Source organism: Pantoea sp. EKM10T (assembly GCF_011800685.1).
Lineage (GTDB): Bacteria > Pseudomonadota > Gammaproteobacteria > Enterobacterales > Enterobacteriaceae > Pantoea > Pantoea agglomerans.
In genome coordinates this window covers 101,088-121,306 of record NZ_JAALEU010000003.1, presented here as the reverse complement: position 1 = coordinate 121,306, position 20,219 = coordinate 101,088, and the positions used below count along the sequence as shown (strand labels likewise).

The 20,219-nt window shown below is 51.4% G+C and carries 21 protein-coding genes; 11 read left to right on the top strand and 10 right to left on the bottom strand.

What is annotated here, in order from left to right; all coding sequences use genetic code 11:
- The first annotated feature begins 115 nt into the window (after positions 1–115).
- Positions 116–670 (top strand): AAA family ATPase, encoded by a 555-nt coding sequence (locus tag HFD95_RS22065; RefSeq protein WP_243208624.1) that lies wholly within the window; start codon positions 116–118, stop codon positions 668–670.
- Between the two features lie 89 nt (positions 671–759).
- Here HFD95_RS22065 and HFD95_RS07060 read toward each other — a convergent pair whose 3' ends face one another.
- From HFD95_RS07060 to HFD95_RS07050, 3 genes are all read right to left on the bottom strand, one after another.
- Positions 760–1,188, bottom strand: coding sequence for a GFA family protein (locus HFD95_RS07060; protein ID WP_073970679.1), 429 nt, complete (start codon positions 1,186–1,188; stop codon positions 760–762).
- A 185-nt stretch (positions 1,189–1,373) separates the two neighbouring features.
- On the bottom strand, positions 1,374–2,003 hold the full coding sequence (locus HFD95_RS07055; protein ID WP_045140173.1) for a LysE family translocator: 630 nt from the start codon (positions 2,001–2,003) through the stop codon (positions 1,374–1,376).
- Positions 2,004–2,190: 187 nt separating this feature from the next.
- The gene (locus tag HFD95_RS07050; protein ID WP_167430008.1) at positions 2,191–2,700 is read right to left on the bottom strand and encodes a GNAT family N-acetyltransferase; all 510 of its coding nucleotides are present in this window, start codon (positions 2,698–2,700) and stop codon (positions 2,191–2,193) included.
- Between the two features lie 63 nt (positions 2,701–2,763).
- Here HFD95_RS07050 and HFD95_RS07045 point away from each other — a divergent pair, with 63 nt between their 5' ends.
- On the top strand, positions 2,764–3,342 hold the full coding sequence (locus tag HFD95_RS07045; protein ID WP_010247513.1) for an XRE family transcriptional regulator: 579 nt from the start codon (positions 2,764–2,766) through the stop codon (positions 3,340–3,342).
- 127 nt (positions 3,343–3,469) lie between these two features.
- Here HFD95_RS07045 and HFD95_RS07040 read toward each other — a convergent pair whose 3' ends face one another.
- The 3 genes from HFD95_RS07040 to HFD95_RS07030 form a co-directional block, all read right to left on the bottom strand.
- On the bottom strand, positions 3,470–4,501 hold the full coding sequence (locus HFD95_RS07040; RefSeq protein WP_010670701.1) for a methionine synthase: 1,032 nt from the start codon (positions 4,499–4,501) through the stop codon (positions 3,470–3,472).
- 27 nt (positions 4,502–4,528) lie between these two features.
- On the bottom strand, positions 4,529–5,509 hold the full coding sequence (locus HFD95_RS07035; RefSeq protein ID WP_033786847.1) for a DUF1852 domain-containing protein: 981 nt from the start codon (positions 5,507–5,509) through the stop codon (positions 4,529–4,531).
- A gap of 462 nt (positions 5,510–5,971) precedes the next feature.
- The gene (locus tag HFD95_RS07030) at positions 5,972–6,682 is read right to left on the bottom strand and encodes an IclR family transcriptional regulator (RefSeq protein ID WP_167430007.1); all 711 of its coding nucleotides are present in this window, start codon (positions 6,680–6,682) and stop codon (positions 5,972–5,974) included.
- Positions 6,683–6,854: 172 nt separating this feature from the next.
- Here HFD95_RS07030 and HFD95_RS07025 point away from each other — a divergent pair, with 172 nt between their 5' ends.
- The 4 genes from HFD95_RS07025 (at position 6,855) to HFD95_RS07010 (ending at position 10,097) form a co-directional block, all read left to right on the top strand.
- A complete protein-coding gene (locus HFD95_RS07025; protein ID WP_010247523.1) occupies positions 6,855–7,547 on the top strand; it encodes an RraA family protein in 693 nt (230 codons plus the stop codon).
- Positions 7,547–8,497 carry an NAD(P)-dependent oxidoreductase gene (locus HFD95_RS07020; protein WP_167430006.1) on the top strand — a complete coding sequence of 317 codons (951 nt, stop codon included), beginning with the start codon at positions 7,547–7,549 and terminating at the stop codon, positions 8,495–8,497. Before HFD95_RS07025 ends, HFD95_RS07020 begins: the two co-directional genes overlap by 1 nt.
- A 376-nt stretch (positions 8,498–8,873) precedes the next feature.
- The gene (locus tag HFD95_RS07015) at positions 8,874–9,272 is read left to right on the top strand and encodes a TonB family protein (RefSeq protein WP_231113934.1); all 399 of its coding nucleotides are present in this window, start codon (positions 8,874–8,876) and stop codon (positions 9,270–9,272) included.
- A 228-nt stretch (positions 9,273–9,500) separates the two neighbouring features.
- Positions 9,501–10,097 (top strand): glutathione S-transferase family protein, encoded by a 597-nt coding sequence (locus tag HFD95_RS07010; RefSeq protein ID WP_010261183.1) that lies wholly within the window; start codon positions 9,501–9,503, stop codon positions 10,095–10,097.
- Positions 10,098–10,234: 137 nt separating this feature from the next.
- On the opposite strand, the gene HFD95_RS07005 is transcribed toward HFD95_RS07010, so the two are convergent.
- Complete coding sequence (locus tag HFD95_RS07005) at positions 10,235–11,029, bottom strand: helix-turn-helix domain-containing protein (RefSeq protein ID WP_010259082.1); 795 nt, start codon at positions 11,027–11,029, stop codon at positions 10,235–10,237.
- Between the two features lie 87 nt (positions 11,030–11,116).
- Here HFD95_RS07005 and HFD95_RS07000 point away from each other — a divergent pair, with 87 nt between their 5' ends.
- The gene (locus HFD95_RS07000) at positions 11,117–12,307 is read left to right on the top strand and encodes an MFS transporter (protein ID WP_029519302.1); all 1,191 of its coding nucleotides are present in this window, start codon (positions 11,117–11,119) and stop codon (positions 12,305–12,307) included.
- 94 nt (positions 12,308–12,401) lie between these two features.
- Here HFD95_RS07000 and HFD95_RS06995 read toward each other — a convergent pair whose 3' ends face one another.
- Entirely contained in the window at positions 12,402–13,319 is a 918-nt protein-coding gene (locus HFD95_RS06995; protein WP_010259086.1) for a LysR family transcriptional regulator, read from the bottom strand.
- A 130-nt stretch (positions 13,320–13,449) separates the two neighbouring features.
- Here HFD95_RS06995 and HFD95_RS06990 point away from each other — a divergent pair, with 130 nt between their 5' ends.
- The 3 genes from HFD95_RS06990 to HFD95_RS06980 are packed head-to-tail and all read left to right on the top strand — an operon-like array spanning position 13,450 to position 16,247.
- The gene (locus HFD95_RS06990; protein WP_010259087.1) at positions 13,450–14,847 is read left to right on the top strand and encodes an amidohydrolase family protein; all 1,398 of its coding nucleotides are present in this window, start codon (positions 13,450–13,452) and stop codon (positions 14,845–14,847) included.
- A gap of 14 nt (positions 14,848–14,861) precedes the next feature.
- Complete coding sequence (locus tag HFD95_RS06985) at positions 14,862–15,329, top strand: DMT family transporter (protein WP_022624469.1); 468 nt, start codon at positions 14,862–14,864, stop codon at positions 15,327–15,329.
- A 57-nt stretch (positions 15,330–15,386) separates the two neighbouring features.
- Positions 15,387–16,247, top strand: coding sequence for an SMP-30/gluconolactonase/LRE family protein (locus HFD95_RS06980; protein ID WP_061703254.1), 861 nt, complete (start codon positions 15,387–15,389; stop codon positions 16,245–16,247).
- A 131-nt stretch (positions 16,248–16,378) separates the two neighbouring features.
- On the opposite strand, the gene HFD95_RS06975 is transcribed toward HFD95_RS06980, so the two are convergent.
- Positions 16,379–18,019, bottom strand: a complete 1,641-nt coding sequence (locus HFD95_RS06975) for a methyl-accepting chemotaxis protein (protein WP_033773742.1) — start codon at positions 18,017–18,019, stop codon at positions 16,379–16,381.
- A 699-nt stretch (positions 18,020–18,718) separates the two neighbouring features.
- Here HFD95_RS06975 and HFD95_RS06970 point away from each other — a divergent pair.
- Entirely contained in the window at positions 18,719–19,324 is a 606-nt protein-coding gene (locus tag HFD95_RS06970) for a hypothetical protein (RefSeq protein WP_010670695.1), read from the top strand.
- Between the two features lie 141 nt (positions 19,325–19,465).
- Here HFD95_RS06970 and HFD95_RS06965 read toward each other — a convergent pair whose 3' ends face one another.
- Positions 19,466–20,182, bottom strand: coding sequence for a YafY family protein (locus HFD95_RS06965; protein ID WP_167430005.1), 717 nt, complete (start codon positions 20,180–20,182; stop codon positions 19,466–19,468).
- Positions 20,183–20,219 lie beyond the last annotated feature (37 nt).

Sequence of the window (20,219 nt, the reverse complement as noted above, 5' to 3'; positions counted from 1 at the left end):
GGCTGACCAGCCAACGGCTCCCGGCAGCGTTTAAGACTTTGCGGGGTGCACAGGAAAGTTTCAGAGCAGTACGCATTTATCCATTTTCAGACAGGGTTAATTCAGAGGAAACGTTGTGAATAGTGCACTTCCATTAGACGCGCTTGGGCCACGCATTTGTATTATGGGTCCATCGAACAGCGGAAAATCGACCTTAGCTGAGGCCATTGCTCGCAAAACAGATCTACCAGCAGTTCATCTGGATCAGCTTCACCATATTCCGGACAGTCAATGGGTGCCCAGAGCACCGGCAGAATTTCTTCGTTTGCATGCTGAGGCGGTGAGTCAGGAAAGATGGGTGATGGAGGGTAATTACACCAAATGCATTGAAGAACGATTCGCGCGTGCCACAGGCTTAATTCTGCTGGATGTAAAAGTGACAGTGGCACTTCTGCGCTACATTCGCAGATGTTATTCATCCACGCCGCGTATTGGCGGCCTGGGGATGGGCAGAGAGCCGATGAGCCTGGAGATGCTGAAATATATTATCCGTACTGCCCCGCAAAATCGAAAGCACCATAAAAAGCTTTACGACCAGGTCAGACTGCCAAAACTTCTGCTTCCTTCTCCCCGCGATGTTAAAGCCTGTTCTGACTACTGGGGATTACAGCTAACGAATAATATTCGATGAATGCAGGCTGCAGGAATAACGTCTGTTTTCCGTTAATGGGGTCGCTTTGACTCAGTGACTTTTTGAATAACAAAGAAGCACCACTGCCATCAATCAATAAGCTTTAAGCTCGTCAGAAGAGAGTCCAGCGATTCTACCGGCCCGGCATGATTTGTCTCGGAACGAATTGTGTCCCAGGGCATGGCGTCATCAGTACAATAATCACCTGTGCACTGCATATCGGCAGGCTCACTGAGTAAACCAACCGGAAGCCAGATATAAGGTCTGCCACGCAACGGGTTAGGCACTGTGGAGCCACAGCTGGCGCAAAAATCGTTGCGATAACCGGTGAGTTTGCGCCATGACGCGATCTGGCTCTCACCGGAAACCCAGCTGAAGTCACTCTCTTTTACGATCGTTGCCAGGTTATAGCCGGTTCCGCTCTGTTTTCTGCACAAAGAACAGTGACAACGGTAATAGCGCGTGGGGGTTACTGATATTTCGAAAGCAACGGTTTCACACAGACATGCGCCTTTCATTTCATCATCCTGTTCACTCAGATTCCTGGTTTGTCTGACTACTTGCCTGATCATAGTGGTGTTAAAGTAAGGGGCTGCTGAAGCGCTACCGGCTCCCTGTCACTTTAATGCCGCTCCGGCTCATTGCATGATCTTTTGCGGATTTGAGCCAGAAGCGGATAACCCCTCGTACACCTTCATCAGTATTAACTGCGGCTGAATACCAGTTTCAGCCCTGCCAGCGCAAAGCAGCAGGCTAATAGCGCATCGAGTCCGCGACGAATGCGACGGTAAAATGCGCTCATCACAGCGGTTGAGAACAGCAGAGCATAGCCGCCGAACACAACCACGCAAATCACCGCACAGCCGCAGATGATTATCGGCAGCGTGGCGGCGATCACATCCGGCTTCAGTGCAAACGACATAATGGCCACCCAGGTAAGAATCGCTTTGGGGTTGCCGATATGCATCAGTATCCCCTGACGAAACAGTCTGCCATACGCGACCCGCTCATCGCTGGCTTTAAAATCGCTGGCCTCAGTGCGGCGTAACGCAGATTTGCCGGCTTTAAACGCCAGCCATAACAGATATAACCCTCCGCCAATTTTTAACACGATCAGCAACTGAGCGAAGGTTGCCAGCACGGTCAGCACACCGCAGGCGGCCAGCAGCGCCCAGAGCATCGAACCACTCACGACACCCGCAGCCAACGCCAGTGCGGCACCCCTGCCCTTTTTCATTGCCGTTCCCATTATCGCCATATTACTTGGCCCGGGACTGGCTGTAGCGACAAAGTAGGTGGTGAAGATCAGGATTAATTCGTGCGAAAGCGCCATGATATCCTCTGCGATGGATTGTTATTAATCTGTTATATCGGCTGACGTGCAAATTTGCTATCCCCTGGTTCGTTGCGGCTTCGTTTCTCGCTTTAAACGGTCTGCAGCAATCAAACGTTTTCCAGAGATAGCGGGCTGTTTGGCGAGGGTCGGCAGCAGCATCAATGGATTCGCTTTAAGGGACAACTCAGGGTCGTTTACGGTCATCCAGACGCAACTGCAAAAATGTCAAATCCAGCCAGCGTCCAAACTTAGTTCCAACCTCCGTCATTCTGCCAGACTCAATAAATCCCAGTTTTTTATGCAGGGCAATGGATGCCGCGTTTTCCGATTCAATCGCCGCCACCATAACGTGCTTCCCGGCTTCGCGAGCAAGCTGGATAAGCCCCTGCATCAGGGCGGCACCCGCGCCTTTACCTCGTGCATCTTTATGAACATAAACCGAATGCTCAACCGTATGACGATATCCGTCCCAGGGACGCCAGTCACCATAAGAGGCATATCCCAGCACGGTATCATCTTTGTCTGTCGCCACAATCACAGGAAAACCGGCCTGCTGGCGGCTGTTTATCCACGTGATGCGGTTAGCCACATCAATACGATTTTCATTCCAGATGGCTGTGGTGTTAAGCACCGCATCGTTATAAATCTCTGCGATGATTTCAGCATCGCTTTCTACAGCCGCACGGATAATCATGGTGGACACCCCTTTGCTCACTCACTAAAGTAGATGAATTGTTCACTATGATAGTTATCCATTATGTTAGATAAAAAGTCCAGCAAAGAAGACAGCCTGAACTTCCGCATCGGTCAGAAGGTAAAAGAGGAAAGGGAAAAACGCGGCTGGTCACTTACCGAGCTGGCTGATAACTCAGGCGTTTCACGGGCGATGATCCATAAGATTGAGCGTGGGGAGAGCAGCCCGACGGCGGTTCTGTTAGCGCGTCTCTCAGGCTCGTTTGATATGACCATCTCTCAGCTGCTTGCTCAGACCGAAGTGCAAACCGGGACGCTGGTCAGGCATGAAAATCAGCCGGTGTGGCAGGATCCGGAAACCGGCTATCTGCGTCGCCACGTTTCACCGGGCGAGATGCCGGTCGATCTGGTCAGTGTCGAACTGCCGGCAAATACCGCTGTGCCGATGCCGGCAATCTCCTATGTTTCAAGACGCCAGCTGATATGGGTAATTGAAGGAACTCTTACTTTTGAAGCAGGTTCCAGCACCTATGAGATGGCTGCTGGCGACTGTCTGGAACTGGGCGATCCGGCTGACTGCGTGTTCAGAAATAAAACGACTCAGGGCTGTCGATATGCCGTTATCGTACTCCGGCCTGCCTGAGCAGGCAGAGGGCATAAATCCCTGAGTAAATCGGCCATTGGCAGAGGGATGATTGTCACTCAGTCCAGCTATTGATCGCCTTTCAGGAATCAAATCGCCAGCCGGACTGAATCTGCTCAGGGAAAGATTATTTCCCCAGAATCTCTCTGCGGACAATCTCAGCGCCAGCACTTAACGCATGCAGTTTGCCATTAGCAACCTGACGCGGCAGTGGAATCATGCCGCAGTTGGTTGAAGGATAGAGATTTTCAGCATCCACAAACTGCAGCGCTTTGCGGAGCGTATTCGCCACTTCTTCAGGTGTCTCAATGGTATGGGTTGCCACGTCGATGGCACCGACCATGACTTTTTTACCGCGAATCAGCTCGATCAGATCCATCGGAACCCGCGAGTTCTGACACTCCAGTGAGACAATATCGATAGCTGAACGCTGTAATTTAGGGAAGACCTCTTCGTACTGACGCCACTCTGTACCCAGAGTTTTCTTCCAGTCTGTATTCGCTTTAATGCCGTAGCCGTAGCAGATATGAACCGCGGTTTCACACTTCAGACCTTCGATGGCGCGCTCTAACGCGGCGATGCCCCAGTCGTTCACCTCATCGAAAAAGACGTTAAACGCAGGCTCATCAAACTGAATAATATCCACGCCAGCGGCTTCTAATTCTTTGGCTTCCTGATTCAGAATCTTTGCGAATTCCCAGGCCAGCTTTTCTCGGCTTTTATAGTGATTGTCATAAAGGGTATCGATCATCGTCATCGGACCCGGCAACGCCCACTTAATAGGACGATCGGTCAGCTTACGCAGGATTTTCGCATCTTCAACAAACACGGGCTTCTGACGTGAGACTTCACCCACCACGGTCGGGACGCTCGCATCATAGCGATTACGGATTCGAACCACTTCACGCTTTTCAAAATCCACACCGCTGAGGTGTTCAATAAACGTCGTCACGAAGTGCTGACGGGTCTGCTCGCCATCACTGACGATATCAATACCGGCCCGAACCTGATCGTCCAGACACAGACGCAACGCATCTCTTTTGCCGTCGACTAACTCTTCATCCTGCAGTTTCCAGGGTGACCAGAGCACCTCTGGCTGCGCAATCCAGGAGGGTTTAGGCAAGCTGCCAGCAGTAGATGTCGGTAATAAGGTTTTCATAGCAGGTGACCTTCTATATTTAATTAATCAAAGAACGAATTCAGCAGACCATTGCGCAAGAAGTGTCTGATTCGGCTTAATAAAATGCGTCTCAGTAAACTTACCCTGTTCGACGGCCAGGCGGCTGCGTTCTTCGCGATCGTAAACAATCCGGGTTAACGAATAATCCTGATGCTGCAGCGTGGGCTGATAGCACTGTCCCGCCGCAGAATTCGCGTTGTAAATTTCAGGGCGATAGATCTTCTGGAAGGTTTCCATGGTGCTGATGGTGCTGATCAGCTCAAGATTGGTGTAATCGCTGAGCAGGTCACCGTGGAAATAGAAAGCCAGCGGCGCAACACTGCCCTGCGGCATGAAGAAACGCACTTTCAGACCCATTTTTCCGAAATAGAAATCAGTCAGGGAAGGTTCATCCTGCTGATATTCAATGCCCAATACCGGATGCTGATTACCGGTGCGCACGTAGGTGTTTTTGCTCGATACACTCAGGCAGATAACCGGCGATTTACTGAAGTTCTCTTTATAGACCGCTGAGTTCACGAAACTTTTGAAAATGTTGCCATGCAGCTGACCAAAATCATCCGGCAGGCTGAATTCAGTCTGACCTTTGTTATGTTCTGACAGAACAACGCTGAAATCATAATCACGCACATAGGAAGAGAAGTTATTGCCGACAATCCCCTCGGTGCGCTCACCGGTTTTATGATCCACGATATGCGTTTTTAAAATCTCAATCGCCGGGAACGATTCGTCGCTGCTTCCGGGACGAAGATTCAGCTCAGCAGAAATAATCTCAAGTTCAACTGAGTAGCGGTCGCCCTTTGGATTGTCCCAGTGCGCCAGAGAGTTGAAACGATTGTCGATCATCACCAGGGCGTTGTGCAGGTTTTCCTGACGTTTTTCGCCGCGCGCTAAATTAGCGAAGTTAGTCGTCGCCCGCGTATTTTTCGAAGGATTATAGTTTTCGTCGAAACGAATGCGCTTGAGGGTAAAGGCTAAGTTGTTCATCGCTATCGGGTATCCTGGTCGCTGATATGCGTTGTTGCATTTAAGGGTTATCCAGCGTGGCTATCCCTTTACAACTATTCATATGACTCAAAGTTATTAACAATTCTTACTTTATGCCTCAACACCCGGTTGAAAAAAAGTGATTAAATTTCAACGAACATGAAGGGAATTCATGTTGAGGTATTTAAGCGGGGAAATTTTCATGAGGCAGCGAGTCTTTTAACACCTGATGTAAAATCCGGGTGTAAAAAGCCTCGCACTAAGGGGGCTTAGCAAGAGATGTCAGAGGTGGAGTGATCTTTCGCCTCAACTTAAGGCGCGGAGGCTTTCATGATCCCATAATCAGGCACGCCAGCGTGCTGTTAGTCATTTAGCGGAAATCAATCGGTTCTCACCCGCAGAGCGTTAAACGCAGCATGGATGCAGCAGCTAATAAATCCCGGTCACAGCCAGGCAACACGACTAAATTTTATAAACGTTATCACACATGACTTTATGTGCGCCTGATTTTACCGAAAGCCTGCACGCTGCCTCTTTCATCAGTTTTCCCATCTCACTGTCGCGCATCGACTGCGTCAGGCGTGAAGCCGGACCGGTTAATGCCAGCGCCGCGAGCAGTTTGTTACCTTCACCAAACACCGGTACGGAGAATGCCGCGATATGCGGATCGCGAATACCTGACGTGAACAGCGGGAGTTCAGGCACAGAGTCAAACAGAGGTTCATTCAGCCCCCAGTAACGAAGCACCTGCCCGATGGCCGAATTATCCAGCGGCAGATAAGTGCCGGGCAGACGTGTTTCACGCAATCCTTCAGAGGGCTCCGCTCTGAAAAGACAGAGTCGTTGACCGTTTTCAATCACATACCATGTGGCGCTTTCGCCTGTCGCAGTCGCCAGTGCGTGAAGTTCAGGCTGAACGATACTGGCCAGATGAAAGGATTGTTCATAGAGCTTGCCCAGATAAAGCAGTCTTGGCCCCAGGGTATAAACGCCATTGTCGCGACGAATGACATAGTTCATGCGCTCAAGTGAGTTCATCAGACGATAAACTGTCGTTTTATGGTACCCCGAAAGCTGCGCCAGCGCGGTCAGCGTCAGTGATTCCCCACCAGGCCTGAAACAATCCAGCAGCGCCAGCGCTTTTTCTACGGCAATTACGCCTTCATTCCCCATCGGTACGTCCTCCTGTTTGCGACGGCAGGCAGTTTACCGCGCAATTTGTGATTCACATCGTATTTACATCACAAATGAATGCTTAACACTGGTGCGAACTCAATTAACATCGATATAGTAGTTTTATATTGTACAACTTAGTTGTGCCTGGTAAAACAAAGAGGATTAATCTATGCCCCATGCAGAGAATACCTTCATCAATCGCGACATTATCCGTATCGCACCAGAGCGCGTAAAACAGGCTGCTCAGTTTCAGGCGGCGATCCTTGCTGATGTTGCCGGACGACGCGGAACGCTGCACGGTCGCGTAAAACCTGTGTCCCCCACAATGAAAGTCGCCGGACCGGCTATCACTGTCGAGGTGAGACCGGGCGACAACCTGGCGATCCACGCCGCGCTGGCGATTGCCCAGCCGGGCGATGTCATTGTGGTCGATGGCAAAGGCGATATCAGCTGTGCATTAATCGGTGAGATAATGTCCACCCAGGCAGAAGCCTCCGGCATCGCCGGAATTATTATTGATGGTGCGGTGCGTGACGCCGATGCACTGAGCGCGAACGGCTTTCCGGTTTTCTCTGCGGGCCTGAATCCCTGCGGCCCGACCAAGTCCATTGCGGGACGGGTCAACTACCCTGTTTCTGTGGCGGGCGCAGCCATTCAGCCAGGCGATCTCGTCATCGGGGATATTGATGGCGTGGTGGTTCTGCCGCGTGAAGACGTTCCTGCGTTGCTCGAACTGGCACAGAAAAAACTCGATTTCGAGACCAGCCGTATTGCAGCCATTCGTGATGGCGACCTTCGCGCGCCGTGGTTAGAAAAAGCCCTGCAAACCGCTGGCATGCTGGACGATGGGGAGACGCTCTGATGACAACCTCTTCTCCCGTAATCCTGGTGACGGGTAATGACCTGGCACCGCAGGCAGTAAACCTGCTTAGTGACTTCAGCATTGTTTATGCCGGCAAACAGCCCAGCGAAGATAGCCTGTTCCAGCTCTGCCAGCAGCATAATCCTGTGGCGATTATCGTCCGATACGGAAAAATCAACGTCCGCATTATGGATGCCGCGCCTGACCTGCGGGTTATTTCCAAACACGGCAGCGGCATTGACGTTATCGACCAAAAGGCGGCGGCTGAACGTCATATCAGTGTTCAGTCAGCCCCGGGGGCCAACGCAGCGGCCGTGGCCGAGCATACCTGGGCGTTAATTTTAGCCTGTGCAAAATCGGTGATACCGCTTGATCAGCGCATGCGCCAGGGACACTGGGACAAATCGACCCATAAGTCGGTGGAGCTGGAGGGCAGAACGCTGGGTCTGGTAGGGCTTGGTGTCATAGGCGGTCGTGTTGCCCGCATTGGCCGTGCTTTTGGCATGAAGGTGCTCGCTTATGATCCTTTTGCCAGAACCTTTCCCGATGAGTGTGAATCCTCCTCACTTGACGACCTGCTGCAACAGGCAGATGTCATTTCGCTGCACTGCCCGTTAACCGAACAGACGCGCCAGATGATTAACGCTGAGAAACTGGCTCTGTTTAAAAAAGGCGCCATCCTGGTGAACACGGCGCGCGGTGGTCTCATTGATGAAGAAGCGCTGTTAGCCGCGCTGGATAATGGCACTGTCGCCTGGGCCGCACTGGACAGTTTTGCCACAGAACCCCTGACTGCGCCGCATATCTGGCAGAGTGTTGGAAATGTGATTCTGTCGCCACACATCGGCGGCGTCAGCGATAACTCCTACGTGAAGATGGGTACCGTCGCGGCCAGTAACATATTAAATATACTGGCAGAACCACTGAAAAACGAAAGTCCGGTAGTCTGAACCGCCCTCTCCAGCCGACCAGACAGGTAACAGCGCTTTCTGGTCGGCTGGTTAATAGGTAAATCTGCTGCATTAGAGCGTAATGCTTAGCTGTCAGGGTTTCCGATACGAATCTTATTCTGTTCTATGCCGTCCTGGCTTACTTGCCTTCGCCCACATTAATAGGTTTATTACCCTTCAATCGTTAACGACTCTTCCCGCGTATTGAATAAGGTGGCTGCCTGCAGCGGTTTCTTTGAAGTGTTCATTGTAGGTCATGTGTTATGAAGGATATGTCCGCTATGAGCGAGGAGCGGATGACTAGTTTGCAGCAAGACGGGAGCAGGATTTATTGGGGTTATATCCACTGTTTTTTTGGATTATAACGCGATATTCGATGATTTCAGCAAATGTCCTTCCGTTGATGTTTAAGTATAATGATAATGTTTATCAACAAAAGGATATTGTTATGTATGGGTTTATGATGATTCTGGCTGTTCTTGTACTCAATGCATGTACTACTTATTCACCTGTTAAAGTTGAACAACCCAAGCCCCTTCGACAAGATCGACCCGTTTACCCATACTATGCGGCTAAGAACCGGATAGAAGGTATGGTTAAGTTTAACTTTGACGTTGATGCAGAAGGCAGGGTAAGTCAGATGAGAATTATCGAGTCTACACCAGACCACTTGTTCGATGATGCTGTAATAACAGCCGTTTCAAAATGGCGTTTTGAAAAGGGCAAACCTGCCAGGAATCTTCCCATGACTGTAAAATTAAAAGTGCAAAAATAGATTTGATTTTAAGGCTGCATAAATGAAAATTAATGACTGTAATTCAGGAGGTTATTATGGCTGAATGTTCTTCTTCTAAATATTAACATAAATTATTATCCGATGTCCGCTTCTGGCACAAAGCGGACTAAATGCAGGCCAAGATTCGGTATGAGCGAGGAGCAGAAATTTTGACATGAGCTACCCACTTGCCTTATAAAATTGTTTTCACAACAAAGGGATATTGAAATGAAGATCTATACTTACCCCAAAAGCCGATCATTAAGAGTACTCTGGGCTCTTGAAGAAATGGGAGTGAATTACGAGTCTATCAGAGTCGATCTTTTGAACCCTGCTTCTGAGGTTAAATCACCCCATCCATTGGGAAAAGTTCCTTTTTTGACCGATGGTGAAGTGTCAATCAGTGAAACCTTAGCGATCTGTATTTACCTGTGTGAACAACATAAAAACATCTCTATTTATCCCGCAACTGCTGAAGAAAAATCCTCCGTTAATTCGTGGTTAAGCTTCACGCTATCCGATCTGGAAGCCCCCGTCTGGAGTCTGCTCAAACATGTTGTCTTCACTCCCGAAAATCAACGTTCCCCAGATTTAATGAATTACCTCAGTAAGGAAGCAGATAAAGTTATCTCTCAGATTAGGTTTAACCCAACTCAAACATGGATTGCGAGTAACAACTTTACACTGGCCGATATTTTTCTTTCTCATACGTTGTTATGGGCAAAACTGTGCGGATTGGAAATCACCGAAGAGCTTGATAGCTACATATCAAGAGCAACGAGTCGCCCCGCTTTCTTAAAGGCTCAGGAAATAAATAATCGCTAATCAGGTTTTGTCATCTCTTAAGGATGCATTGATGTCCGCTTCTGGCACAAAGCGGACTGACGGCAGGCCAGGGTCCGCTATGAGCGAAAAGCGGACGCTGGCGTTCTTTGTAAAAATCCGGTTTGTGTTGGGTTGCATTAGTTTAGGGACGAAAAATATTGTGTCGGCGATTTACCCAGCGCTTTCCTGAACATTGTAATAAACGCGCTGACCGAATCATATCCCAGCGTTCCGGCTACGTGCTGCACGGATTGGCCTTCTGCCAGATGGCTCAGCGCAACCATTAAATGCAGTTGCTGACGCCAGCGACCAAAGCTCATTCCTGTCGCATCTTTTATCAGCCTGGCCAGAGATCGTTCGCTGGTAGCCAGATGCGCAGCCCACTGCTTTAGCGTTCTCCGGTCATCAGGATCATTAAAAAGTGCCTCAGCCATATTCCGGATTTTAGGATGGTCGGATACAGGCAGGTGGAGCGCTTTAACCGGCACATCCGGTATATGTTCCAGCAGCACCGCTGCCAGCCTCGCGGTTTTACTGTCAGGCGAATAAGCATGTTCCTGCTCTGCCAGAAAAAGAACCAGCTCGCGGACCAGAGGAGTAATAGCAAGGGTACAGCAGGTTTCCGGCATCGCTGCCGCGCCGGGCTCAATAAATAAAAAGCAGGTGTCTGCATTCTTCGTGACCCGACAACTGTGGGGGATTTTTCCCGGAACCCAGACAGCATGTCCCGGTGGAACAAGCCACAGCGCATCCTGAACCTTACAGCTCACTGCACCGCGCAAAGAGAGAATAAGTTGTCCCTTACGGTGAGCGTGCGGACTCTGACCTGCATACTCGCCTGACGATGATACATGCAGCGCGATAGCAGCCTGACTGAAAGCATCGGCATTAAACTCATCCGGTGAGGTCACCGGTTTTTTATTAACTGGCATGATTTAGTTATATGTTGTCAGGTTATCTATATTGTGTAACTCATGCGTCCTTTAAAGTCTTTCTTTTTACCAGAGAACGCAAAATTTATGTCCTACACTACGAACAGGTGGTCTTCAATCATACTTGCGACCGGCATCCTTTTTATTGCCATTAACCTGCGAGTTCCATTTACCGCTATCGCACCCGTTTTAGAGTCCGTTCGCCATGATTTTGGGCTAAGTATCACTGCCGTTGGGTTGCTTAACTCACTGCCTTTACTGGCATTTGCCGCATTTTCTCCCCTGAGTGCATCAATTTCCCGGAAGTACGGTCTGGAGCGCACCCTTTTTGGTGCCCTGGCCGTGATTTCGGGGGGTATCCTGCTTCGCTCCACAGGCAGTGTCTGGGCGCTTTATGGCGGAACCATATTGATAGGTATCGGGATTGCTCTGGGCAATGTCCTGCTGCCTGGCCTTATAAAGCGTGACTTTTCTGGCAACGTGGCTTCCGTAACAGGGGCATATTCCATCACCATGGGCGCCGCTGGCGCCATTGGCTCTGCCATTGTCATTCCTCTGACGCAGATCTGGGGCTGGAACATCGCGTTAGCCATGCTGGTTTTAGCACCGCTGCTTGCGTTGCTTTTATGGTTGCCCCAGTTAAAGAAGAAGCATCAGCTGCCAGTAGCGGGTGAGAAAAAAGCGGCGACCGTCGCGGTGTGGCGCTCGCCTCTGGCATGGCAGGTCACCTTGTTTATGGGCCTGAATGCGATGCCGTTTTATGTTGCTGTCGGCTGGCTGCCAGCCATTCTTACGGACAGTGGACTCTCTTCAGCTCAGGCTGGTGAGGTACATGGCATCCTTCAGCTTACCACCGCCATTCCCGGCCTGATTCTGGCAGCCACGCTGCGTCGTCTTAACGATCAGAAATTAGCTGCTGCTGGCGTCAGCCTGTTAACCGGGGTGTCATTTATCGGCATCCTGTATTTGCCGAATCTGGCGATGCTTTGGGCTGCGCTTCTCGGCTTTGGCTCAGGTGCCAGCATGATGCTGGGTCTGACCTTCATCGGGCTGCGTACTAAAAACGCCGGTGATGCTGCCGCGTTGTCAGGCATGGCGCAGAGTGTCGGTTATCTGATGGCGGCGATGGGTCCGCTGTTGCTGGGCAAAGTACAGGAGTTGTCCGGAGGCTGGACGGTACCATTACTGATAACCGCAGCAATCGCAGTCGCAGGTGCCTGCACCGGAATGGCTGCCGGACGAAACGCTCACCTGGAACCTGTACAGCAGCCGGGGTGAATTAGCTGACACAGCAGGGGAAACGATCGGTTTCTCTGCTGAGGATGCTATTAATTGTCGTTCTGAAGCGTTTACCTGTTACCGGAGCCGTCTTTTACCGGGAAGACCGTTTCTCACCTGCTCCTTCGTTGAAAAGTCCGGCAACCCAGTCAGCAAAAGCACGCACGGCAGGAGAGAGAAAACGCTGATGCGGATAGAGCATCGTCACCGGCACGGAGGGTGGCTGCCAGTCCGCCAGAACTTCGATCAGTTTGCCTTGTTGCAGATTCTCCGAAATCACATTCTCAGCAAGCTGTGCCAGCCCAAAACCTTCAAGACACAGTCTGATGTAGAGTCCCGTTTCGTTAACGGCTGCATCCCCCTCAACCTGAACAGAGAAGGGCTCAGTGCCTCGTGTGAAACGCAGTTCATTAGTGCGCCTTACCGAACCGGAAAAGTAATGAATCGCCCGATGCTGCGACAACGCTTCCGGCGTCTCAGGGACACCATACTCCCTGAGATAGTCCGGAGAGGCGCAGGTTACCCAGCGAAACCGGCCAAGCGGACGGGCAACCAGTGTGGAGTCAGTTAATTCCCCGGTTCGGATGACGCAATCCACTCCTTCCTGAACAAGATCGACCTGCCGGTCGCTGACACCAATCATCAGGTAAATATCCGGATAATGCCGGTAAAAGTCTTTCAGATTGGGCATGACGATGAAATGGGCAATTCCACCAGGCATATCAACCCGCAGCCGCCCCTGAGGGCGTCTGATGGATTCAGTCAGGCTGGATTCACTATGTTCAATTAGCGACAGGATCTCCCGGCATTGCGCCAGATACTGCAGGCCTTCAGGAGTAAGGCTGACCCGCCTTGTCGTGCGGTTCAGCAGACGCACCTGCAGGTATTTCTCCAGGTTTTTAATCGTGCTGGTGACGGTGGAAGAAGGCAGCGACAGGGTTTCTGCCGCGCGTACAAAACTCCCGGCTTCAGCAACCCGCGTGAAAACCTGCATAGCCTGAATCCGATCCATCGTCCTGCTCCTGGGTAAAAGTGAGTCTGATTATTCGCTAATTATGAATTATGAAAACGCTTTAAGCATCTTTTTCAGGGTAATTACGTGACGTATCGTTTCCCCATTAATCAGGAAAGAGGCAGGCTTAATGACCGACTACATCAGAAATATTGTTAACAATCAGAATGTCACTTTACAGGCTACGTTGATTCGTGGCGCGACGATACTGAGCATGGACGAGAACGTCGGTAACATTGAGCGTGGCGATATTCTCATCAACGGCTCAACGATTACCGCCGTTGGCCAGAACCTTGATGTACCGGGTGCGCATGTCATTGATGCCACTAACATGATCGCCATGCCGGGAATGGTCGATTCTCATCGTCACGCATGGGAAGGACAGCTCCGCCGCATTAACCCAAACGCTACCTGCCTGGACGACTACAGCAATGCCACACACTTCTCGTTCGCTAAATATTACCGTCCTGCCGATATCTATGTTGGCAACCTGCTGACGGCGCTTGGCGCTATTGACGCGGGCATCACCACGATGATCGATAACTCGCACAACAGCCGAACCGCAGCGCATTCCGATGCCGCCGTCGAGGCCCTGCTTGATACCGGCATTCGTGCCATTCATGCTTCCGGCGCACCGGTAGCTGGCGAATGGGATAAAGCGCACTGGCCGGGAAACTGGCAGCGTCTGCAGGACAAGTATTTCAACGACAACCCTGAAAGCCTGGTCTCTCTCGCCGTCATGGCGCAGCTGGAGCCGGAGTTGTGGGCCGAGGCCCGCAGACTGGGATTGTCGATTGTCACTGAGTTCTTTGGTGCGGAGATGGGAGCTGAACTTAAATCACTGCATCAGCAGGGGCTGCTGGGTCCGGACAATATTTTTAATCACTGCACGGCGCTGCCTGACGAGGGATGGAAAATTCTGCGCGAAGCCGGTGTCCGGGTGAACGTCTGCCCGCGCTCAGATTCGCACTATGGCATCGAAAGCGGAATGTTCGCCATTGAGGCCGCGCAGCGTCATGGCATCAATCCTGGCCTGAGCGTAGACAATGAAACGTCGTACAGCACCGACATGTTTATGGAGATGCGCGTCGCCTTTTACCTGCAGCGCGTGATGGGCATGCATCAGCAGCAGTGCTGCGATTCTGAACATGCGCTGAAAACGCTTCCGGCGGCGCAGCTCCTTAAAGCCGCGACTCTTGATGGCGCGGCCTGTGCAGGGATGCAGGACAAAGTGGGCAGCCTGACGCCAGGCAAACAGGCTGACCTGGTGCTGATTAATACCAGTGATATCAATCTTTACCCGTCCGGCAATGCCTTTGGTACGGTGGTTCATGCCGCCGAGCGCAGCAATATCGACACCGTCATGATCGGCGGACGCATCGTTAAGCAGAACGGTAAGGTGCTGGGCGTGGACAGCACGCGACTGCGGGCGGCGATTGATGAGTCACGTGAGCACCTGTTTGCCGCCTCTGGCTACCAGCCCGACAATTTTGCTGACACCTTCCTGCCGCTGGAGCAGGCAGACTGAAAGGAATGAAAAGCATGATCTATTACGTAATCGCTTTTGCCGCAGGTCTGGGGATCACTCTGCAGACGACCCTGAACAGCCAGCTGGCAAAGGGACTGGGCGGCGACCCGGTCACTGCGGCGCTGTTTTCCTTTACGGCGGGCGCGTTAAGTCTGGGGGTTTACGCGCTGCTGAGGGGAGGATTGATGACATCGCTGGCGGCGATCCCGTCGCAACCCCTCTGGAGTCTGACGGGTGGAATGATAGGCGCATGTGCCCTGTTCAGCTATGTCGTGCTTGCGCCGAAAATCGGGTTTTCAGCTCTGCTCGGGCTGGCGATTGTCGGACAGTTACTTTCCTCGCAGATGATTGACCACTATGGGTTGCTGGGTGCTATGCGGCGACCGGTTTCGTTACTCAGGCTGGGGGGGATGGTTGTCATGCTGATCGGACTTGCCGTCATGCTTTTCGGCGATCGGATCTCTGCACGTTTTCTGCAGTAACTGCGTTATCCACTTTTGCCATCGTGCAGTTCGACCTTTTATATCCGGAGGATTAACATGTTTTCAATTGCAGCTGAAGTCAGGAATACGCTTGGAGAGTGCCCGCTTTGGTGTGAAAGAACCCGCAGACTCTACTGGACTGACATTGAAGCCAGTGAACTGCTCGCCATAGAAGAAGGCAATGATGCAGTGATGCGCTGGTCGCTGCCTGAACGCCTTGGCTCCTTTGCACTGACTGAACAAAGTCACATTCTGCTGATGGGATTCGCGTCAGGGCTGGCTTTCTATGATCTCAACAGCAGTTTAATTACCCCAGTGGCCGCTTCACCGGGAGACATCGGGACCCGCATAGGTGATGGACGATGTGACCGTGCCGGTAATTTTGTCTTCGGGACGATGGATGACGGTTATCCCGTTAAAGTCATCGGTAAGTTTCATCGACTCAACGCGGCAACGCTGACTGTTGAGACGCTTGCACTGCCCGATGTCGCTATACCGAACAGCATCTGTTTCAGCCCCGATGGTGGTACGCTCTATTACTGTGACTCGATGCAGGGTCGGATAATGTGCTGTGATTACCCCTTGCTGCAGAACCAGCGCGTGTTCGCCGAAATCGAAGGCAGCGGCGCGCCTGACGGCTCCTGCGTGGATGACATGGGCTATCTATGGAATGCTGAATGGGGAGGAAACCGTGTTGTCCGTTACCGCCCGGTTGGGACCACAGACGCTATTCTGACGTCACCTGGAATCCAGATCACCTGTCCGACACTCGGCGGTGAGGGTTTTACCCGTCTCTATTGCACCACGGCTACAGTGGGACTCACTGCGCTGTCTGAATATGACGGTGCATTGCTGAAAGCTGAATCTGATGTCAGCCCCGGCTTACCTGAAAATCGCTTTGCGGCACACACAGTTTAACGGTTTTGATTCTGACAGAATTTTGCCAGTTCAGGCTCAAAGAAAATGTCCGCTTCTGGCACAAAGCGGACATTCTTAAGAGTCAATACGGAAAAGGAGAGAGGCTGCGCTCTGCAGGACGCAGCCAGATATCAGAAGGTCGTCCAGTTTCCGTCTGTATCAGCAGGCGCATCTTTCTTCACTACGGCTGGTACAGATACAATTGCATGCCGGGTGGCTGCAGGATGAGAGACTGCAGCAAGCGTGAACACCGACACCGACTGCAGCAGCAGGGATGCCTGTTCGCGCAGGCTCTGCGAGGCTGAAGCTGATTCCTCGACCAGTGACGCATTCTGCTGCGTCACACCATCCATCTCCGTTACGGCGATGCCGACCTGCTCAATACCGCGGGCCTGTTCGGCACTTGCAGCAGTAATTTCCTCAACGGTATCACTTAACTGACCGACCGATGACACTATATCCGCCATCGTGGTCACAGACCGGCTCGCCAGGGTGCTGCCTGCACTTACGCTTGCAGAGTTTGCCTCAATCAGCTGACGGATCTCACCGGCTGCTGTGGCGCTGCGGCTAGCCAGCGTGCGCACCTCACCGGCGACGACGGCAAAACCACGCCCCTGCTCACCCGCACGCGCCGCCTCTACCGCCGCATTAAGGGCCAGTATGTTGGTCTGGAAGGCAATGCTGTCAATCACCGATGTGATGTCCGCAATCCGGCCAGAACTTTCGCCGATAGATTTCATGGTTCCGAAAATGTCGGAAGTCACCTCGCTGCCCTGACGGGCGACCTCTCTCACGTTAACAGCAAGCTGTGCCGCCTGACGGGCATTGTCGGCATTGTTTTTGACTGTGACGCTGAGCTCGCTCATGGTAGCAGCGGTCTGCTCCAGTGCACTGGCCTGCTCCTCGGTGCGCTGAGACAGGTCTGTGTTCCCCTGCGCAATCTGCAGGCTGGCTGCGGCAACGCTCTCGGCATTCCGGCGTACTGTGCTGACCGTCTGCGCCAGCGAGTCCTGCATCTCAGCAACTGCGGTGAGCAGCATACCGGTTTCATCCCGTCCGCTGACAGGGACGGCCTGACTCAGGTCTCCGCGTGCGATGCGTTGTGCGGCGGCAAGCGTTATGCTCAGTGGGCGGGTAATGCTGCGGGTGATGAGCCAGGCTGCGGCGACGGCAAGCAGAATGGCGGCAGCACTCAGCGAAGTCAGCAGAATGGTGGCCGCATGTTGTTCATCTTCAGCAGCACTACGCGCCGTTTGCATCTGTTGTTCCTGAAAAGATACCAGGTCTGCAATAGTTTTCAGATAGTCAACCTGGGTCTGGTAGCGCGGACCAAGAAGAAGTTGTGCGGCCTCGTCCCGCTTGCCTGCCATTCCCAGCGCGACAACGTCATCAGAAAAGGCAAGATACTGACTGCCGGTGCTCCTGATTTGCGCAATCAGCTCCCGGCTTTTGGGTGCCTTCAGCAGGGCATCAACCTGATCAACCGTAGCGGTAATTTTATCATGTACCCTGTCATAATCTTTTTTAAAGACGGCCTTCCGGTCAGGTGCATCCGCCAGGACAACGTTACGGACCAGCCGGCTAAGGTCAGTTGAATAGTAACGCAGATTGGTTGCAGTCGAGGCCTTCTGATAGCGGCTGCCTGCAAGCGTATCCGCCGTCTCTCCCAGAGACTGAATGCGGGTAAATCCGGTAAACGCAACGATAACCAGAAGAAGAAGGATGAAGGCAAACGCAGCGCCAAGCCGCGTGCCGATTCTGATGTTGTTCATAAGGTTCCTAGCTGAAATAACGTTTAATTAATAGAGCTTTACATGTGGATTAATGCTTATCTTATCTTTTATTTTTGTAGGGTCATTCAGAGGCAGTTGGGGGTTATTGCTGTATGCGGCTTGCGCAAAATGTTGGACTACAGGGAATGCATATCGATGCACTTACCTATTCATGCTGTGATGATTTTTTGAAGATTAAACCGGTGTTTCTCCGGCAGGTCTGGTGACAGAAATAAAAAATCCCGGCACAGGGGAAGCAAAGCCGGGAACCACTTCTAAAAGCACAAACGCTGTCAGTGACAGAGGCAATCATACCGACAGGCATAGCTTTTATCGGTTCGCTTATCAGAAACTTTATTTCTTATGAAAGATTACGCCTGAGTGAGTGTATGCATCTCCATTGGGAAAGGATGAGTGCTTCTGCCGGTTCCGTGATACGCAACTCTATTGATGTTCGCTTTGAGCGAAAAGCGGACTACCAAGGGGTATGTCAGGCAGCATGGTGTGGAAAATATAATAAGGATTTGCTTCCAATGAAAATGAGTAATTTTTAGACTTGTGGCCAGCCGATGAGTACAGCACCAGAAACACTGAGTTTAGAATACCTTGTGCAGCAGACCGAGTATCATCTGCACTATGTACACTAAAAAATGGCATTGTTCAGACCCCATATCTGCAGCTGACTAAAGTGAAAATAAAATGAACAAAAGCAGTCTTAAAGCCTTTTCCGTGCTACGTGTTCTGACGTTGACGTGCGTGCCAATACTTTTACTGGGTTGCGCCAGTGCACTTTGCCCTTTTGGCAGCACTGAAGGCACGGTTCCGGACTTTAAAAATAGTTACTGGATATCCACTGAAAAAAAACCGGCTAAGACCAATGAACAAGTTCTGGAGGAATGCACTCATGCTGCCGATGCTGAAGAGCAACGCCTTTCGCAGGCCTATTTGCAGCTGTGTAAAACCGGCCATATAACCGGTGAAAACCAACGCTTTGCACAGAAATTACTGGGCAATCCACTCTTTTCTGTCTCTACAACAGCAAAAGCGGCACCTCAGCATCGGTCAGATGAATCAGCTGAAGCTCAGCTGAGATGGTCGGTGACTTATAGCGATAATCCCCAGAACTTTAAGGAATTTTGTGGCTATTACGTTGAAAAAAACGCAGCGGAACGGTCCGGCACCATGCTGGGTTTACAGGTGGGACGTTACAAAGAGCAAGTTTTTAAACAGTGCATGGCAGAAAACCATATGGCGCTCATTGTTCCAAATACTGAATTCAGTAAGTGCGATGCGATATCGTGGTAAGCAACCGTGTAAGCCGTGAAAGCAAGCGTCCGATTCTGGCACAAAGCGGACTGACGGCAGGCCAGGGTCCGCTATGAGCGAAGAGCGGATATATTTATAGATAAGAACAGACCTGCATTTTCTGGAGCAATCATACCCATTTCAGCTACGCGTGGGAACGATGTTATCCAGACCTGCATTACGCCATATACGGAGTAAGCTATGCCGGGAATGAGGATATCCTTCCTGCAGGTGCTGAAGAGATTTTAATCGCGTTACGTCGAAATGACGAAAGTCGTTACGTTTTTCACACCATGCAGCAAGCACAATAGCGCCGGAGAAGTAACCCAGCGCGAAAGGCCATATCGTTCTTTCACTCATATTACCGAGTCTGTCTGTATAACCTGCACGGATTTTACGTCTCCACCTGATGGCGCTTCGAACAACGCTCAGGTTTTCAAAGTTGTGATGAGCTTCCTGTCTCTTTCCCACCAATAATGACGAGTCATCAAACAGTGTCTGTAACTGTGGCGGAAGACCGTGGCGGACTTTCCCCGTTACCTCTGAAGCCGCTTTAGCAATGCCCTTATCACCATATGTGGCTACCCAGCGTAAACCGAGCGCCAGTGCATCGAGCTGTTCGGGGGTAAACATCACCGGCGGTAAATGATGGCTCCGGGAAAGGATATATACTGTGCCAGCCTCACCCTGAATGTCGGCACCCTGAGCGCGTAGTGCGCCAATATCACGGTAAAGTGTACGAAGACTGATTGAAAGTTCTTCAGCCAGCCTGTGGCCGCTTATCGGATAGCGATGCTGATAAAAAATCTGCAGAAGATTGAGAAGGCGTTCTGCTCGTTTCGGTCCTGATGCTGACATGTTCTGTCAATGCTCCCTGCAATAGTGATGTCTCATT

Excerpts from the sequence above, each read along its gene's own strand:
- HFD95_RS07015 (WP_231113934.1), top strand. The coding sequence starts at position 8,874 with ATGATTTCAGCAAATGTCCTTCCGTTGATGTTTAAGTATAATGATAAT.
- HFD95_RS07055 (WP_045140173.1), bottom strand. The coding sequence starts at position 2,003 with ATGGCGCTTTCGCACGAATTAATCCTGATCTTCACCACCTACTTTGTC.
- HFD95_RS06965 (WP_167430005.1), bottom strand. The coding sequence starts at position 20,182 with ATGTCAGCATCAGGACCGAAACGAGCAGAACGCCTTCTCAATCTTCTG.
- HFD95_RS07005 (WP_010259082.1), bottom strand. The coding sequence starts at position 11,029 with ATGCCAGTTAATAAAAAACCGGTGACCTCACCGGATGAGTTTAATGCC.
- HFD95_RS06990 (WP_010259087.1), top strand. The coding sequence starts at position 13,450 with ATGACCGACTACATCAGAAATATTGTTAACAATCAGAATGTCACTTTA.
- HFD95_RS06985 (WP_022624469.1), top strand. The coding sequence starts at position 14,862 with ATGATCTATTACGTAATCGCTTTTGCCGCAGGTCTGGGGATCACTCTG.
- HFD95_RS06980 (WP_061703254.1), top strand. The coding sequence starts at position 15,387 with ATGTTTTCAATTGCAGCTGAAGTCAGGAATACGCTTGGAGAGTGCCCG.
- HFD95_RS07020 (WP_167430006.1), top strand. The coding sequence starts at position 7,547 with ATGACAACCTCTTCTCCCGTAATCCTGGTGACGGGTAATGACCTGGCA.
- HFD95_RS07025 (WP_010247523.1), top strand. The coding sequence starts at position 6,855 with ATGCCCCATGCAGAGAATACCTTCATCAATCGCGACATTATCCGTATC.
- HFD95_RS07060 (WP_073970679.1), bottom strand. The coding sequence starts at position 1,188 with ATGAAAGGCGCATGTCTGTGTGAAACCGTTGCTTTCGAAATATCAGTA.
- HFD95_RS07030 (WP_167430007.1), bottom strand. The coding sequence starts at position 6,682 with ATGGGGAATGAAGGCGTAATTGCCGTAGAAAAAGCGCTGGCGCTGCTG.
- HFD95_RS07045 (WP_010247513.1), top strand. The coding sequence starts at position 2,764 with ATGTTAGATAAAAAGTCCAGCAAAGAAGACAGCCTGAACTTCCGCATC.
- HFD95_RS07000 (WP_029519302.1), top strand. The coding sequence starts at position 11,117 with ATGTCCTACACTACGAACAGGTGGTCTTCAATCATACTTGCGACCGGC.
- HFD95_RS07035 (WP_033786847.1), bottom strand. The coding sequence starts at position 5,509 with ATGAACAACTTAGCCTTTACCCTCAAGCGCATTCGTTTCGACGAAAAC.
- HFD95_RS06970 (WP_010670695.1), top strand. The coding sequence starts at position 18,719 with ATGAACAAAAGCAGTCTTAAAGCCTTTTCCGTGCTACGTGTTCTGACG.
- HFD95_RS07050 (WP_167430008.1), bottom strand. The coding sequence starts at position 2,700 with ATGATTATCCGTGCGGCTGTAGAAAGCGATGCTGAAATCATCGCAGAG.
- HFD95_RS06975 (WP_033773742.1), bottom strand. The coding sequence starts at position 18,019 with ATGAACAACATCAGAATCGGCACGCGGCTTGGCGCTGCGTTTGCCTTC.
- HFD95_RS07040 (WP_010670701.1), bottom strand. The coding sequence starts at position 4,501 with ATGAAAACCTTATTACCGACATCTACTGCTGGCAGCTTGCCTAAACCC.
- HFD95_RS06995 (WP_010259086.1), bottom strand. The coding sequence starts at position 13,319 with ATGGATCGGATTCAGGCTATGCAGGTTTTCACGCGGGTTGCTGAAGCC.
- HFD95_RS07010 (WP_010261183.1), top strand. The coding sequence starts at position 9,501 with ATGAAGATCTATACTTACCCCAAAAGCCGATCATTAAGAGTACTCTGG.